This is a genomic window from Streptomyces sp. NPDC003247 (assembly GCF_042888135.1).
Lineage (GTDB): Bacteria > Actinomycetota > Actinomycetes > Streptomycetales > Streptomycetaceae > Streptomyces.
The window spans coordinates 413237-428352 of sequence record NZ_JBIAPF010000005.1; the positions used below are offsets into that span (position 1 = coordinate 413237).

Genomic DNA, 15116 nt, shown 5'->3' on the forward strand with positions numbered 1-15116 from the left:
CTTTGGTGTTGCCGTGGTTGGAACATACGCCAAAGTGATCCCTGCCTGTCAACACCGTGGTGTTCCGGGTGGCGGTTTGGCCATGTTTCATCACTGGAGTATTGTCGGGGTCTCTAGGTGCTCTGGGAGGAGTCAGGTGATGGTGGAGTCCAGCGGGTCTGCAGGGGCGCCTTCGCCGGCGTCCGGCAGTCGGCAGCTGAGTCTCGCCGACAAGCTGAACCACCTCTTCGAGACGGTGAAGAACCCGGCGACGGGCAAGAGGTACACCAATGCGGAGGTGTCTCGCGCCATTCGTGAGGCGGGGGGTGCGGACGGCCTGACCGTCTCGGAGAGTGCGATCTCGCAGTTGCGGTCCGGGGTCAAGCCGAACCCGACCGTGAAGACGGTTGAAGCGCTCGCGCGTCACTTCAACGTCACGCCCCAATACTTCTTCCCCGACTTCGATGCTGAAGAGTCGGAGAAGATCCGGGCCTCCATGGAGTTGATCGCCGCCGTTGGAGACAGCAACGTGCGAGGGCTCGCCTTGCGGGCCAACGGACTTTCGGCGGACAGCCTGAAAATGATCAAGACGGTGATCGAGCAGGCGCGTCGCCTCGAGGGTTTGGATCAACCCAAGGAATGACGTGACATCTCTCACCTGTGTGGGCGTTTTGACCAATTTGCCTTCAAGGTCGGCTTGGCTACCCGGCGGGCTTGTGTGAGGCTCCTTCCCGACCTCGGTTAATCACTGCGGTCGGTGAGCAAGGGGGGCCACAGCAAGGATCTCGTTCATGTTCAATCGGCGTTACGCGCGGAAAGAAGCGCGGCTGAGGCGGCAGTGCGAGGAGCAGTTGCGGGGGATCGAGATATCCGACCCCTATGCGGTGAACGAAGTATGTCACCAGTTGGCCGTCAAGCGTGGGCGCCCGCTGCACCTCCATGAATTGCCCGACATGGGGGGTGTCAATGCCCCGTGCGGTCTCATGATCTCATTCGAGACGGGAGACCACATATTCCATGTGGCCGCGACCAGCGAGCGACATCGAGCGCAAATCGTCCGGCATGAACTGGCGCATCTGCTGCTGGGGCACTCAAGTGAGAACGCGGGCGTGGTGGAGTCGCTCCTGTCGATCATGCCCGAGAGTGTCGACCCGTTAGCCGTGCTCACCGCGCTCGGCCGGACCAGCTACGACAGCGAGACCGAGTACGACGCCGAGGTGGCGGCTTCAGCTCTTGGCGAGCTGTTCGAGGAGCTCGCCCACTCCGGCCGAGAACCAGGGCGGCCGGGCACCATCACGCGTCTTGACGACGCCCTCGTTCATCCCCGAAGGAACCGCCGATCATGACCACGCCCACCCTCGTCGCCGGCTCCCTGTGGCTCGTGACCGTGTGGCGCCTGCCGTCCATTCGCCACTCCCACAAGCAGCGAAGTCTGGCGCTGACCTTCGCGGCCTTGGCCGCGGCCATGACCTTTGAAGTGCCCGCGGTCAGGGATGCGATCAACGACAACGTTGGCATCATTGGCCTGCCACCTCTGCTGAAGCACCTGCTTGGTGTCACCTCCGCGGCCTACCTCCTGGACTTCGTCATCGCCGTGGTCCGTCCGCAGGGCTTGATCCGCCGCGTCAGGCAGGCAGCGCTCGGAGTCACGCTCCCCCTCATGCTGCTCTTCTACGCCTTGGCCAACTGGACGCCTGGCGGGCCAGTGCGAGTCGGTGAGGGGCAGCATGCCATCTATCCGGTGCTCTACACGGCAGTGTTCACCCTGTACATCGGCACCGCCATGGTCGTCGCCACCTGGCTGTTCCTCAGCGGCGTTCGGCACAGCCGCAATCTGTTGGGCAAGGCCGGTCTCGGGTTCCTGGGCCTCGGCACTCTACTCGGCAGCCTCTATGCCCTGCAGCGGGTCGGATTCGTGGCCGTCGAGATCCTCACCGGAGCGGGATACCCGGATCTTCAGAACCAGGTCTCCACCGCCCTCAAGCAGTTGGCGATCCTGTCGATCGTGTTGGGTGCATGTCTGCCTCCGCTCTCGGTGGCAGTGGAATACGTCCGAGGTTGGAACACTCTCAGGCGACTGCAGCCTCTGTGGAGCAGTCTTACCGGCGCAGTTCCGTTCGTTGTTCTTTCCACCTCGATACCAAAGCCTCGTGTGAACCTGCGACTTGACAGGTGCGTCATCGAGATCGAGGACGCGTGTCTCGCGTTGCGTGAATACGTGTCAGCGGAGGTGCAGGAGAGAGCTCGGGTATTCGTATCCGAGCAAGGCATACCGGAAGAAGAAGTTGACGCTGTGGCGGAAGCCAGTTGGCTGGCGGTAGCAGTTCGCTCCGCTCGAACGGGAAGCCCACTAAAAGGCGTTGAATACCCAGCCCTCGGCGTCACCGGAAAAGATCGGCTGAGTGAACTCTCCTGGCTCTGTTCAGTATCTCGTGCTTACAGAGACTCACCTGTCGTAGCAGAGTTCGACCACCTAGAAGACGTGCTCACCTCCCATCGGTCCGGCGGCCTGGAAAGGGGCTCCTCGTGACAACTGAAGTGATTCCCGCGGAGTCCAAACTGGCCCGCCGCATCACCGACTGGCTTGAGCCGAAGAACTGGATCATCGCCGTTACTCTGCTGATCGGCTGGCACACGGCGCACTGGAGCGGTGTCGCCTGGGGAGTGGTCGGTGCACTGTTCGCCGGCATCATTCCCATAGCCTTCATCAAGCACGGCATACGCAAGGGCTACTGGGGGGACCGGCACGTCGGAGCCAAGCCTGCGCGGCTGGTTGTCATGGCCGTCATCCTGCTCTCCGTGGCGGTCGGCATACTCCTTATGGCCGTCGCTGATGCCCCGCGGACGATGATCGCCCTTATCGTGTCGATGCTGGTCACCCTGGCGATTCTCGCGGTGATCACCTTCGCCTGGAAGATCTCCGTGCACCAGGCCGTCTCGGCAGGGGCGTGCGCGATGCTCGTGCAAACCTACGGTGCCTGGATGGCCCTTGGGTTTCTCCTGGTCGTCATCGTCGGCTGGTCCCGTGTCGAGCTGCGCGACCACACACGCAACCAGGTCATGGCCGGCACGGTGCTCGGTACCGTCGTGGCAGCGGCCGCGTTCCAGTTGGCGCGCTGATCCGCGGGGTGCTGAGTCGGCTTTCACCGTTCCTGTGACAGGCGGAGCAGGTCGGCGAAGGTCCCGGCGGCGTGGATGAGATCGTCGTAGTTGCCCTGTTCGGTGATGCGGCCCCGTTCCATGACGACGATGTGGTCGGCGATCTTCGTGTTCTCCAGCCGGTGGGTGACGACGATGGTGATCCGGTCGGCGGAGATGGCCTTGATCCTCTCGAAGATGGCGTGCTCGCCGCGGGGGTCCATCTGTGAGGTGGGCTCGTCCAGGATCAGCAGGGGCGGGCGCCGGTACAAGGCCCGCGAGCAGGCCAGGCGCTGCCACTGGCCGCCGGAGAGCTCGGTGCCGCCGAAGATCTCCCGTGCCAGGAGGGTGTCGAGGCCGTCAGGCAGTTCCTCGATCGCCTCGCGCATGCCGACCGCGTCGACGGCGTCCCACACGTCGCGGTCGTCGTGACTGTGGGGCTGGCCGAGGGTGACGTTCTCCCGGGCCCGCAAGGGCCACTGCGCGAAGATCTGCGGCACAAGGCCGGTGCAGGCCCAGACAGTGGCCGGATCGGCGCCGGCGAGGTCGGTGCCGTCCCAGGTGACGCGGCCCTTGTCGGCGAGGTAGATACCGGTGATCAGACGGGTCAGGGTGCTCTTGCCCGAGCCGTTCACACCGACGACGGCGAGGATCTCACCACGCCGCAGCGTCAGGGAGACGCCGTCCACCGCGGGCCGTTCCTTGCCGGGGTACCGATAGACGACCTCCTCCAGCCGGATCTCCTCGACCGGCGCGACGACGGCTGACGTACCGCGCTTGGGTGCCTGAGCGGCGGCATCGTCGAAGAATGCCTGCATGTCACCGAGATACAGGCTGGTGTGGAAGACGGCGGCGCCCTCGATGACGAGCTGGGACAGCGCGCCCAGCGTGGTCTGTACGCCGACCACCGCGGTGGCGGCGACAGCCGGCGCGATCCGCCCGGTCACCGTCAGCCAGGCGAGCGTCCCCCAGGTCGCGGCGAGGAACGCTCCACCCGCGAGCGAGGACAGCAGCGCGATCCGCAGGGTCCGGGGCGCCGCGGCCGCCGTGCGCCGGTCGACGCGCTCAGACAGGGCGCGGTACCAGTACAGGAGGTAGTCGGTCATGCCGTTGGCGCGGACCTCGTCCCCGTATTTCGGCGTCGTGGCCCACCAGCGGGTCATGCCCCGGATGTTGCGGTCGGCGATGTTCGCGTAGTGGATCTCGTAGTCGACCCGGGCGGTGAGGACCGCCCCGACCCCTGCCGGGGCAACGGCCAGCAGGAGCAACGGCAGCATCAGAGGGTGCAGAACAGTGACCACCACACCCGCCGTGATCAGCTTGATCAGAGCGGACATGAACCGCTGGGCGTCCATGACCATGACGCGGGTCCGTGTCACGCCCATTTCCGCTGCTTCCTGGCGGTCGGAGAAACCGTCTCCCGAATAGGCCGCGGCCTCGACCCGGCAGACCGCCTCGACGAGCGCGGTGTCCATGGCGGTCGTCAGCCGCGGTGTGACGCGCCGCTCGGCGTAGCGGGCCACGGCCAGTGAGGTCCGGGCGACCGCGCTCGCCGCCGCGACGACGGCCAGGGCCGGAAGCGTTGCGCGCAGCCGGTCCGACACGGCGCCGTCCCCGAGGACGGGGGCCATGGCCTGTGCGGTGGCGGTCAGAAGCGCGGCGGCTGCCGCGCCGGTCGCCAGTTGGCAGCCCAGCAGCAGGAGGACGGCGCGGCGGTCGATGGCCCAGGCCATGGCCGCGATGCGCCCCAAAACGGGAGGGAGTTGCGCACACAGACTCCGGAAGCCGGCTTGCCCGAGCGGATTGACGGAGTACTGCCCCGAGTAGGTGATCTCCGCAGGGGGTGGTGGCTGCACGGATCGGATGGGTGAAGTCATGCACGTCTCCCTGCGTCTCGGGATCGGGGGAAGGCCACGGCATCGTTCTCAACGAGACGGGCCTCGATATCGAACACATGTGTTTCGGCCGGGCTTGGAACCCCGTGACTGGGCGGGCGTTGACTCGTGCCGGATGCACCGACCCTTGCCGTGCATGGGGCCGGCCTGGGAGCGGCGGTGGCCGAAACGCCGAGCGTCGCCACACCTAGTAGGGGGACCGGTCGGTGAGACCGGCGGTTACGTGTCGACGACGGGGTCGGGTGGCCCATGCGCCCAGCTGGTGGTGTCGGACCGTCCCACGATGCTGACTTACGGGAGGGGCGGACCTGTATCCGAAGCGGTGCAACAGGGGGCTGCCGTCACGCTTCCTTCCCTGCGGTGAGGCATTGGGTGAGGCTGTGGCCCGCGATACGGGCGGCTCGTTCCATGACGGACCCAGCGGTCCCGGGAAGGCGGCCCGCTCCGAGACCGGCGCTTCGAACGGCGTCTTCCAGTTCCTTGCGGTGGGGGTTACCGGCCGGGCTGCGGCGCAAGATCTCGCGGGCAACATGGGCGTCGCTGGCGGCGAGGACTTCACGGGCTACGGTCTCGCGCAGGCCGGCGTGAACAGTGCTGTTCGGCGGGGCCAGCTCGATCACGGTCAACGCCAGCCGGGTCCGGAACATTCGCGTGTGGGCGGACGCCTCGTGGAAGAGGTTCTCCACGGTAGTCGCCAGGGCGGGATAGTGAATGGGGGCGGTGTTGCCTGAAGCGTCGCGGACGAGATGGCGCAGGACGTCGGAGACTGCGGTCTCCCAGGGCTCGGCCGATGCGGAAGAGCTGATCAGCTGGGTGGCCTGGGCGGGGTTTCCGTCGGCCAAGGCGGCGATGACCCGCGTCTGATGGGCCTCGCCCAGGCGGCTGTGGGCGTCGTCGTAGGCGGTGGCGTGTGCAGCGGCTCTGGCCCACTGAGCGGTTGCCGTCAGCAAGCGGGTTCCGTCGTCCAGCATCACCAATTGCAGCCACGGGCGGATGTGTTCGCGGGTGGTGTCGTCGGTGAAGCCCGTCAGGTCGATGACGTGCCCGTGGACGGTAACGGGGCCGCCGCGGTGGACGGCGTGATGCAGGGCGGTGAGTTGGTCGTAGGCGGCCGCTTTCTGCCCGGCTCGGGCGGTCAGACGGACGAGGTTGACCAGCGGCTGGAGCGCGGCGATCGCGGCGTTCCCAGTGACCGGCCACGCCTGCCGGAACAGGTGCAGCTGGCGGAGGCAGAGGTCTTGCGCGTAATCGTGCAGGCCGCAGTCGGACGCGATCAGCGCACACAGATTCCAGGCGGCGCACGCGGCGTTGATCCGGTCCGTGACCGGAAGTGAGCTTCGCGTGGACTTGGCTGCGCAGGCAGATACTTCGTCGATCCGGGCGTCGAAGCTCGGGTAGTTCAGGTGGGAGCGGCAGACCAGCGGGAGCCGGGCGGCGGCGGGGTGCAGGTGGGCGGGCGAGGTGGTCACGCTCCGGTTCCTTCGGCGGGGTCGAGGATCGCCGTACGTGCGGCGTGGGCCAGGATGCTTTGGGTGGGTGCGGCGAGTCCGAGCCGGTTCCAGTGGAAGATCACGTGGTAGGCGATCAGGTGGCGCAGGCCGCGGTCGAGGGCTCCACCGCGGGAGGCATCGCCGAGTGCGACGCCCGCGTCCTGGAAGGCCGCTACCCATGCCGCCGCCGGCCGGAGGGCCGGGTCGGACTGGAGCAGGGGGCTGGCCCAGCTGGTGTCCGCGGAGAGCAGGGGTGTGAGCTGGCGGGCCAGGGACCGGATCTTGTCGGGATCGGTGCCGTCAGGGAGGGGGCGATCGCGGGTGATGCGGTGCCAGACGTCGCCCTGCTCGTACCACTCCAGGGCCGCGGCGCGCATCAGGGTGGAGCACAGCAGGACGGACAGCTCGCGGCGGCCGAGGGTGCCGTGGGGGGTGGTCAGGACAGCGTGGCTGTCGGCGCAGAACAGGGTGTGCGCGATGGCCATGCTGGTGGTGCCGCCGAACGCTGCTGTCTCGGGCTCGTAGATGCCGGGCCACCAGGTGAGAAGTCCGGCTGTTGTGAGGGCGTTCAGGACATCGGTGACCGGGGACAACGTCATCCTGGTGTCCGAGGACAGGAGGCGTATCCGCCAGCAGGGGTGTTTTCGGATGAACCACCAGCCGGTGATCCGGCCGTCGGCCTGCGCCAGGTCCAGGACGGGGGCCAGGTGATTGATAACGATCTGTTGGCCCTTCTCCCACTCGGTGAACTGGATGTACAGCTGCTGCCATGCGGGAGGCCCCGCTTGCCGGGCCAGGGCCTGCTGTCCGGCCTCCTGGTATACGGCCGTGGCGGCGGCGAGGTCGGCGGGTTCCAGGCCGGTGCAGGAGGCGGCTGTCGTCAGCGGCGTTCCTGAGAGGACGTCAAGGACGGCGCGGACGGTGGCGGTCAGTCGATCAGCAGGCATGTGTCCCATCCGGAGGCCGGGGCAGCGTCACGGGCTGCGGTGGTCAGGGCCAGGGCTGTGCCCGCGGCGCCCAGCAGCAGGCCTGGAGGATGTTCCGCGGTGGCTGTGGCGTGCCGATTCAGGTGGTCGGCGAGTCGCGGTACGGCAGCGCGCAAGGCTGCGGCAGTGGCGTCGCGGGCCGCGCGCCAGGCCGTCTGGTAGACGCCGGCCCAGCCGTGGCACAGGCTCGTGTCGGTCAGGCGGGCCAGCTGGTGCGGGTCGGTCAGGCAGCGGACCAGGGCATCCTCGTATTGGTGCTGTCGTTTGGCGTCGCGGACCGCGATGGCGGCGGCCTGGCCCGCGCGGGCGATTCCGGGAGTTCCGTAGCACCAGCTGGGCCGTCCCGGGCGGGACCGGGAGGGGCGGCCCGAACGCAGTTCTCCGAGCGTGAGGTGTTCGGGCCACCAAGGGCCGGCAAGCCCCTCTTGGCGCCATTGGTCCAGCCAGTCCAGGACAGCGTGGAGGGCCTCGGCCTGGCCGTCGACCGCGACGCCGTGGCGCAGGGCGCGGGCCATCAGCAGCAGGGGGCCGGCGATGCCGTGTGCCATGCCCAGGTTGGCGTGACCGCCTGGGAAGCCGGGCGTGTGCGTGAGGCTGGGATCGTGGCCGACCCACCAGCCCGGCACCCTGCCCAGTCGGTCGTCGTCGACGGGGACTGTCAGGGTGATGAGGTAGGCCAGCACCCGTTCGAGGGCGGAGGAGCCAGGGTGCCGCCGCAGCAGGTAGGCGCCGAGGCCGGTCAGCCCGTGGAACACGTCGTACTCGTGAAAGGTAGGCCGCTTACCGCTGTGCGCCCGACGGACGGCGGTGTCGACGCGGCGGTGTGTCAGGGCGGTGACGTGCTCGCCGATGGCGGTCAGGGCTTGTTGATACCGCGCAGAGTCCGGGGAGGTGGCGCAGCTGAGGACAAAGGCAATGGCTGGCGCTCCCTGGAACAGACCGCTGGTGTCGGAGGCGCTGACCGGTGTGAGGGTGGCGGCCTTGATCCAAGTGTGGGCTCGGGGCCAGGCGGCGTGTCCGGTGCGGGCGCGTTCGATGTGGAGCAGGGCCGTGCCGGCGGGGCCGTCGGAAAGAGACTGTCTGTGCCAGGGTTGCTCCGGGTCCGGCGGGGTGGGGCTGGCCAGGGCTTGGATGATGGTTTCGGCGATGGTCACGAATGCCTGCCTCGGTGGTGCAGGGCGCAGGCTCGTGCGAGCCGGCCGGTGACGCGCTGCTGTTCCGGATCGTCGGCCAGGGCCCGGAGCTGATGCTGGTGCAGCAACGACCGGAGCACTGCCTCCCTGTCCCGGCCGTGGGCAACATGCCGACGGTAGGCGGTCAGGGCGGCAGCACGGGCTTGCCAGGCGGTGGCGACGCCGTCACCGGCGGGCAGTTCGAGCAAGGCGGCGGGACCCGTCAAGGCGACGGCCCGCCGCATCATGGCGCGGTCCAAGGGTCCGGCCTCGCGTGGCAGAGCACGGATCAGCCACTCGGCTGCCGCTTCCCAGCTGCCGGTGAACTGCACGGCAATGTCGACCATGCTGGCGGCCGCCAGCGCCTGTGCCGTGGACTTGTCGTCGGTCGAGGTACGTATCTGCGCGACGGCACCGGCCGAGTCCGAGGCGAACACCGCATGGGCCGCGGCCAGCGCGGAGCCGTGACCGAAGTGGCCGGTGTGCGGCTGGTACGGAAGCACCTCCAGGCCACTGGCGAGACGCTGCCGGGTGAGGTTTGCCACCCAATTACGGACGAGGGCAACACCCTGCCCGTAGTCGTCGGGGTCGCAGAGGTCCAGGTACAAGGCCAGGTGTTGGCCGGTGCCCGCGCGGTACCGATGAAACCACCAGCGTGGCGGCCTGGGAAACTTGGCGATCAGATCCGGCAGGTACGCGGTGAGTGTCTCGTCGAACCGCAACGGGTGGGCGTGCAGCCGGGCATGCAGGACAGCGGAACGTATCGACGTGCAGGGAGCCGTGAGGAGGGCTGGGGTGCGGGCCACGTTCTGTGTACCGACCTCGGCCCCGGTGTGAGCGAGGGGGATGAGGAGTTCGTGGGGGCGGCCGATCCAGGCCCGGTCCTGTGGGGTGGCGGTCTCGCGCAGCTCGACCAGGCGGATGCGCTCCAGGGAGGAGCGGAGCAGGTCGCGGTCCAGGTGCCGGGTCAGGTCGATGGGCAGCTGCTGGTCGTTCTCGGCCACGGCGAACCGGTCGGGTACGCGCAGACGGTCACGCCACTGGTCGAGGGCTTTGGCCCAGTCGGTCATCGACGCGGAGCGGGCGGGCAGTTCGTCGGCGGACAGTAGCCAGCGGGCGGGGCGCAGGATGGTCCGCTTGTACCGGACGCGGGGCAGGTACGGCAGTTTCGATGCGGCGCCGAATGCGAACGACTTGTAGGCGGCCGTGCGGGCGGTGGTGATCTCTGCCAGGAAGCGACCCAGCGGAGGCGTATGGACGGATGCTTCCAGGGCGTGGGGGACACGGGGTTCGACGTGCTCACCCGTCGAGGCGCGCATCAGGTAGAAGTGGTCCGCATCGGCGGTGACGGCGAGATCGTCCAGCGTGATGACACCAGGGCCGGGCGTCGAGTGTTCCGCCAGGGGGATGGTATGGGACAGCAGCTGAGGAACGCGGGCCACGTTCTCGTTGCGACGGTGGCGCGGACTGAACGACAGCTGTGCCGGGATCGCGCCGACGCTCGCCGCCGCGTAGCTGCGCTGAGCGCGGCTTGCCCGTCGGGCGGCAGCAGGTGGGCGAACCGTCCGAGCATGCTGCTTCCGGGTCGCGGTGCTCCGGTGACAAGCAGCCGGTAGTCGCCGCGCAGGAGGGCGTCCAAAGTGGGGGCGTGGATTTCGACGGCGATCTCGGCCCGGGGCGCGGTGTGGACGGGGTTGGGGTTGTCGGCGGTCAGCTCGTCGATGTGCGCCTGGGAGAGGAGGATTTCACTCCGGCCGGCTATTGATGCTTCCTGCAGGAGGCGGTGGATCGTCTCGTCCCGGCGGGTCCACTGGTAGGGAGCGCGGTTGCGGTCCGATCCGAGATAACCGGCGGGGTAGCCGAGTCCACTGTCGGCGGTCAGGTCCAGCACGGGTACGGCCATGCCGGGCCCGTACCGGTCGAGGAACCGTTGGTGGTAGTCGCGCCACTGCGGATAACCGTGAGGATACGGCGATAGCCGAGCCATCAGGTGGGCAACTTCGGCGGCTTCACGCAGAAGGGCCTTGGGGATGTGGGCGGTGCAGTCCAGCGCAACGTCGACCAGCACAGGGGTAGGGGCGATACGGGTGACGGTGTGCATCGTCTGCACGAGGCGAGAGCTGGTAACCCAAGGTGTCCCGCTGCCGCACTCGTTGATCAGGCCGTGGACCTCAGCCAGGCGCGCAGCCAGGGTGGCGGTATCGGGCAGGGCGGCCGCGTCCGCCTGCTCCAGCCGGGTGCATACGTAACCGAGTGGGTCGGCCTCGGTCATGGGCGGCCATAGGTTGGTGATCAGAACGTGCTGGCTGATGAGGTCGGCGACGAGTCGTTCGAGCTGGTCGGCGCGAGCGGTGGGGAACTGCGCAGCGAGCGCGATCAGCAGATCGTTGTAGCTGATCGGCGCATGGGTCGCGTCCAAGGCGGCGGCCACGGGCCGGGTACGGCGGATGGACACCTCGACGGGGGCGTATCCACCAGTGCGCCCGGTGACCGGCTTGCCGGTGGCGACATGCCGGTTGCCACGCTGGTGCCCGGTGTTGTTGGCGACGACTGCCAGCCGGGCGAGCAGCGCGGGATCGGCCTCCAGCTGGGTGATGGCGTCGGCCAGCCAGTCGGCATCAGGGCGCAGCCGCGTGCGGTAGCCGGTCTTCCAGCTGATCTGCCACGTGTCCGCCGGCTGTGCGGGTGTGACTCCCGCGAACACCCCGAAAGGAGTGGGGCGGTGGTTCCAGCGCAGCAGGTAGGCGCCGACGGAGCGAACGGCGCGCCGGATGCGGCGGTCGTCGGTCAAAGCGCCGTCCAGGATCGCGGTGACCCGCTCGCAGAGAACAGGGCTGGCGACGGCGACGGCGGCAGGCAGGGGAGCGTGCCAGACGCGGGCCAGCCACTGGCGGCCCTGGGCGGCGAAGGCCTCGCCGTACGGGTCGAGGTCAGGGACGAGTATCGGCTGGGACGCCGTCGATGCCCGCAGCAGAATCGCGGGCTGCCACTGGTAGCTGCTGGGTGATCGGTGTGCCACTGGCTCCCCCATGGGTGGGTGATGCGTCGCGGGGTGCCGCCGGGGCGACGGTCTCTTCGCTGTCGCCCCGGCGGCTGACGGAGCTGTCAGGCGGCGTCCTCGATGGAGGAGACGCAAGAGCTGGCACCGTTGGCGCAGGTGTCTCCGCAGCCGTCGCTGGTCGGGCAGTCGAACGCCGGGAGACCGGTCTCGCTGATGACGACCTGGACGTCGAGTGTGAACTCGTCGTCCGCCAGGACGGTGTCTGCGGCCCTGGGAGTGGTGTCGAGCACGGTAACGGTCATGTGATCACTCTCCGGTTCGGGGTGGAATGGTGCAGGGCCCTGGCCTGCTGTCCGTTACGGGGCGACAGGCCAGGAGATCGAGATCCGGCGGTGGCGCTTGTCGATGATCCGGTCGCCGGTGATTCGGTCATCAGCGGTGTCTGCCGGGTAGAGGCCGATGAGGGGGTCCGGGCCGCCACGGTGGTCCTTGCCCCAGGTGCGGATGGCGTCGGCCAGCCGCTGGGCGGCGCCCTCACCGTCGGGGCCGAACGCGTGCACCCCGAACTCGGCGCTCTTGCGGTCTTCACTGCGGCGCACCACGACGTAGGCGAGGTTCGCGCCGTCGACCGCGACAAGGGAGAAGTTGAGGTGGGTCGGCCCGATCTGGCCGGTGGCCAAGTCCTTGTCGATGAACATGTTGCAGTAGCCGGGGACCATCGTCGCCACGTACATCTGCAGGGTGCCGATGGGCTCGTTGCTGGCGACGGTGACGCTGGTCCAGGCTTCGATACGAGGGGTCTCCAGGGCGCCGGTCAGCAGCTGAGGGTCGACGGGCACGCCGTCGTCGAAGCGGAGTGTCACGCCCGCATCGCCCGGAAGGGCGAACTGCTGGGCGTTGTGGGCTCCCTCGCCTCGCATTGCGACGAACCCGCACACGTGGGCGCTGGCCGCAGTCAGCACCCCGTCGTCCTGCTTGACGAACGCGTAGGTACGGGTCAGCCCGTTGATGCGCAGCGGTACCACGAGCCGGCCGCCTTCTTTCAGCTGGTCCGTCCAGGCCGGGGGGATGTCCCAGGCGCCGACGGTCACCACGATCGCGTCGTAGGGGGCGCGGTCAGGTACTCCGTACTCGCCGTCGGCGACGACTACGTTGACGTCGGTGTAGCCGGTCTCGGCCAGAAACCGGCGGGCGCGGGCGGCGGGAGCCGGATCGACGTCGACCGTGGTGACCTGCCCCGTCGTTCCGGTCAGTTCGGCGAGGTAGGCGGCGTTCGGACCGTTGGTCCCGATCTCCAGGACGTGATCGCCCGGCTTGAGGCCGGCCTGCTCCAGCTGCATGGCCTGGATCTGCGGGGCGGACACCGAGCTGGTGGGGATGCCTTCGGCGTCTTCCTGGGTGACCACGGCGTTGTAGGCGCTGTAGGCGTCTTCGAGAGGCGCCTCGGGGACGGCCAGATGGCGAGGCACCTTGCGCAAGGCGGCTTCGACAGCGGGTGAGGTGATCCAGCCGCCTTCCTTGAGCTGATCTACGACTCTGCTGCGCAGTTCGGTCGCACGGTCGTCGTCAGGCAGTTCAGCCATGTGGTTGGTCTCCTCGCGGTGCGTGTGCGTGAAGTGGTGATCATGTCGATGGGTTACGGGCCGTGCCATGCGCTTCCCTGGCCGGAGTCGGAAGTCGGCCTTCTGCGGTTGGCGGGGGAGCCGCGGACACGGAGCTTCGTGCCGTCGCTCATCGAGTTCCTCCCGCCCGTGCCGCTTCCTGGTTCTGACCGAGCAGACTCCAGGCGTGTGCGAGGGCAACCATATGGGCCGGGTTTGCAGCGCCCGCTGCGGCGACGAGAGCCTCGACGTCGGCGCGGACGTCGGCAGGCACGATCTTCGCGGCCCGGGCGATGTCGTAGGCACCGCTGTGATGAGCGACCGCCCGGAGTAGCCGCAACTGCTGGGAGTTGAGGTCAGGTGCCGGTCCAAGGGAGGTGGGTGGGTCGACTTGTCGAGAGGACATCAGAGCCTGCACGAGGACGGTCAGCGAACAACGCGGGGGGCACTGGAGCTTTCCGCGTAGTACCCGGATGTGGCTCTTGACCGTATGCGGAGAAAGGTGCATTTGCGTTGATATGTCAGCCGTTGTGATGCCCTTTATGAGGTGCTGGGCTATGCGTTTCTCGGCCGGGGTGAGCTGTGTGATCGGTCCGGTTGTCATGTCGGTTCCTGGTCGGTCGGGCTAGTGAGCGTGCAGGAGGACGGGCAGGGCCTGGTGGCCGTTGCTGATGAGGGAAGGCACCGGCTTCAGCTCCGTCGGGCGGACGGCGAGCCGGATGGCGGGGAAGCGTTCGAAGAGCATGCGCAGGGCGGTGGCGACTTCGAGGCGGGCCAGGGGCGCGCCGAGGCAGTAGTGGATGCCGTGCCCGAAGGCCAGGTGGTCCTGGTTGGGACGGGTGGCGTCGAAGGTGTCGGGGTCGTGGTGCCAGTCGGGGTGGCGGTTGGCGGCGGCGTAGGAGGCGAGGATGGCGTCGCCGCGGGCGATGGTCTGTCCGTTGGGCAGCGGGATGTCGTTGACCGCGTAGCGCAGGGGGAGGTACTTGACGGCCGGCTCGTGGCGCAGGGTTTCTTCGACGATGTCGTTCCAGTCGATGGCCCCTGCGCGTACGAGTTCCAGCTGGTCGGGGCGGGTGAGCATGGTGTAGACGCTCTGGTCGATGACGTTGACGGTGGTCTCGTATCCGGCGCTGACCATCAGCAGCAGCGTGTCACGCAGTTCCTGATGGGACAGACCGGCGCCGTCGTGCTCGTCGTCGCGGGCCGCGATCAGCAGGGACGTCATGTCCTCGCCCGCAGCCCGGCGTTTGGCGGCGATGAGCTGGTCCAGTTGTTCGTACAGGCCAGCGGCGTTGGCCTGGGCCTCTGCCGGGTTGAGGGTGGTGTCGAAGACGCCGTCGACGACCGTGCGGAAGGCGTCGCGCTGGCTGTCGGGGACGCCCATGAGATGGCCGATCACGGCGATGGGCAGCGGGTAGGCCAGGTGCTCGCGCAGGTCCACAGGCTCGTGAGCGGGCAGCGCGTACAGCCGGTCGAGCAAGGAGGTCACGATGGAGTCGACGGCCGACTGCATGCGGGCTGTGCGGCGTGCGCTGAAGGCGGGCGCGACCAGGCGGCGCAGACGTCGGTGGTCGGGGCCGTAGGCGGTGAACATGTTCTCGACCGCGATCCACAGGGCGAGGGGCCAGTGGGGGACTGTCTCGGCGAACGCGGGCCAGTGGGCGCGGCCGTCCTTGGAGACGTCCGGGCTGTTCAGCAGGCGCTTGAGGAGGGCGGGGTCGGTGACGGCCCACGCGTGGACGCCGAGGATGTCCACCTTGGCGGCCGGTCCCTTGGCGCGCAGAGCCTGGTACTCGGTGTGGCGGTCGGAGCCGGTCGGGTCGAGGACGAGTATCGGCTGCTCGGTCACGCTGG

At 68.3% G+C, this 15116-nt stretch carries 13 protein-coding genes and 1 pseudogene; 4 read left to right on the forward strand and 10 right to left on the reverse strand.

The annotated features are described in order from the left end of the window. Nucleotides 1–139: 139 nt before the first annotated feature. The 4 genes from ACFYWQ_RS19415 to ACFYWQ_RS19430 all read left to right on the forward strand — a co-directional run bounded on the left by ACFYWQ_RS19415 (nt 140) and on the right by ACFYWQ_RS19430 (nt 3099). Nucleotides 140–622: a helix-turn-helix domain-containing protein gene (locus ACFYWQ_RS19415; RefSeq protein WP_389518045.1), complete on the forward strand. Its 483-nt coding sequence runs from the start codon at nt 140–142 to the stop codon at nt 620–622. Between the two features lie 148 nt (nt 623–770). After that, on the forward strand, nt 771–1325 hold the full coding sequence (locus ACFYWQ_RS19420; RefSeq protein ID WP_389518046.1) for a secondary metabolite protein: 555 nt from the start codon (nt 771–773) through the stop codon (nt 1323–1325). Further along, entirely contained in the window at nt 1322–2509 is a 1188-nt protein-coding gene (locus ACFYWQ_RS19425) for an MAB_1171c family putative transporter (protein WP_389518047.1), read from the forward strand. The genes ACFYWQ_RS19420 and ACFYWQ_RS19425 overlap by 4 nt, the downstream gene beginning before the upstream one ends. Further along, complete coding sequence (locus ACFYWQ_RS19430; protein WP_389518048.1) at nt 2506–3099, forward strand: hypothetical protein; 594 nt, start codon at nt 2506–2508, stop codon at nt 3097–3099. The genes ACFYWQ_RS19425 and ACFYWQ_RS19430 overlap by 4 nt, the downstream gene beginning before the upstream one ends. 23 nt (nt 3100–3122) lie before the next feature. Here ACFYWQ_RS19430 and ACFYWQ_RS19435 read toward each other — a convergent pair whose 3' ends face one another. The 10 genes and pseudogenes from ACFYWQ_RS19435 to ACFYWQ_RS19480 form a co-directional block, all read right to left on the reverse strand. Beyond that, nucleotides 3123–4994, reverse strand: coding sequence for an ATP-binding cassette domain-containing protein (locus ACFYWQ_RS19435; RefSeq protein ID WP_389518049.1), 1872 nt, complete (start codon nt 4992–4994; stop codon nt 3123–3125). Between the two features lie 359 nt (nt 4995–5353). After that, nucleotides 5354–6481 carry a hypothetical protein gene (locus tag ACFYWQ_RS19440; protein ID WP_389518050.1) on the reverse strand — a complete coding sequence of 376 codons (1128 nt, stop codon included), beginning with the start codon at nt 6479–6481 and terminating at the stop codon, nt 5354–5356. Continuing rightward, entirely contained in the window at nt 6478–7449 is a 972-nt protein-coding gene (locus ACFYWQ_RS19445) for a thiopeptide-type bacteriocin biosynthesis protein (RefSeq protein ID WP_389518051.1), read from the reverse strand. The genes ACFYWQ_RS19440 and ACFYWQ_RS19445 overlap by 4 nt, the downstream gene beginning before the upstream one ends. Further along, on the reverse strand, nt 7431–8642 hold the full coding sequence (locus tag ACFYWQ_RS19450; RefSeq protein WP_389518052.1) for a lanthionine synthetase C family protein: 1212 nt from the start codon (nt 8640–8642) through the stop codon (nt 7431–7433). Before ACFYWQ_RS19450 ends, ACFYWQ_RS19445 begins: the two co-directional genes overlap by 19 nt. Then, nucleotides 8639–9664, reverse strand: a complete 1026-nt coding sequence (locus tag ACFYWQ_RS19455; protein ID WP_389518328.1) for a thiopeptide-type bacteriocin biosynthesis protein — start codon at nt 9662–9664, stop codon at nt 8639–8641. Before ACFYWQ_RS19455 ends, ACFYWQ_RS19450 begins: the two co-directional genes overlap by 4 nt. Further along, a pseudogene (locus ACFYWQ_RS19460) lies at nt 9662–11691 on the reverse strand (lantibiotic dehydratase family protein); the annotation flags it as partial. The pseudogene ACFYWQ_RS19460 and the gene ACFYWQ_RS19455, both read right to left, overlap by 3 nt. Before the next feature lie 74 nt (nt 11692–11765). Next, nucleotides 11766–11963, reverse strand: a complete 198-nt coding sequence (locus ACFYWQ_RS19465; RefSeq protein ID WP_389518053.1) for an FxLD family lanthipeptide — start codon at nt 11961–11963, stop codon at nt 11766–11768. Between the two features lie 54 nt (nt 11964–12017). Then, nucleotides 12018–13244, reverse strand: a complete 1227-nt coding sequence (gene fxlM / locus ACFYWQ_RS19470) for a methyltransferase, FxLD system (protein WP_389518054.1) — start codon at nt 13242–13244, stop codon at nt 12018–12020. A gap of 148 nt (nt 13245–13392) precedes the next feature. Then, the gene (locus ACFYWQ_RS19475; protein WP_389518055.1) at nt 13393–13866 is read right to left on the reverse strand and encodes a response regulator transcription factor; all 474 of its coding nucleotides are present in this window, start codon (nt 13864–13866) and stop codon (nt 13393–13395) included. Between the two features lie 21 nt (nt 13867–13887). Continuing rightward, a complete protein-coding gene (locus ACFYWQ_RS19480) occupies nt 13888–15111 on the reverse strand; it encodes a cytochrome P450 (protein ID WP_389518056.1) in 1224 nt (407 codons plus the stop codon). Nucleotides 15112–15116 lie beyond the last annotated feature (5 nt).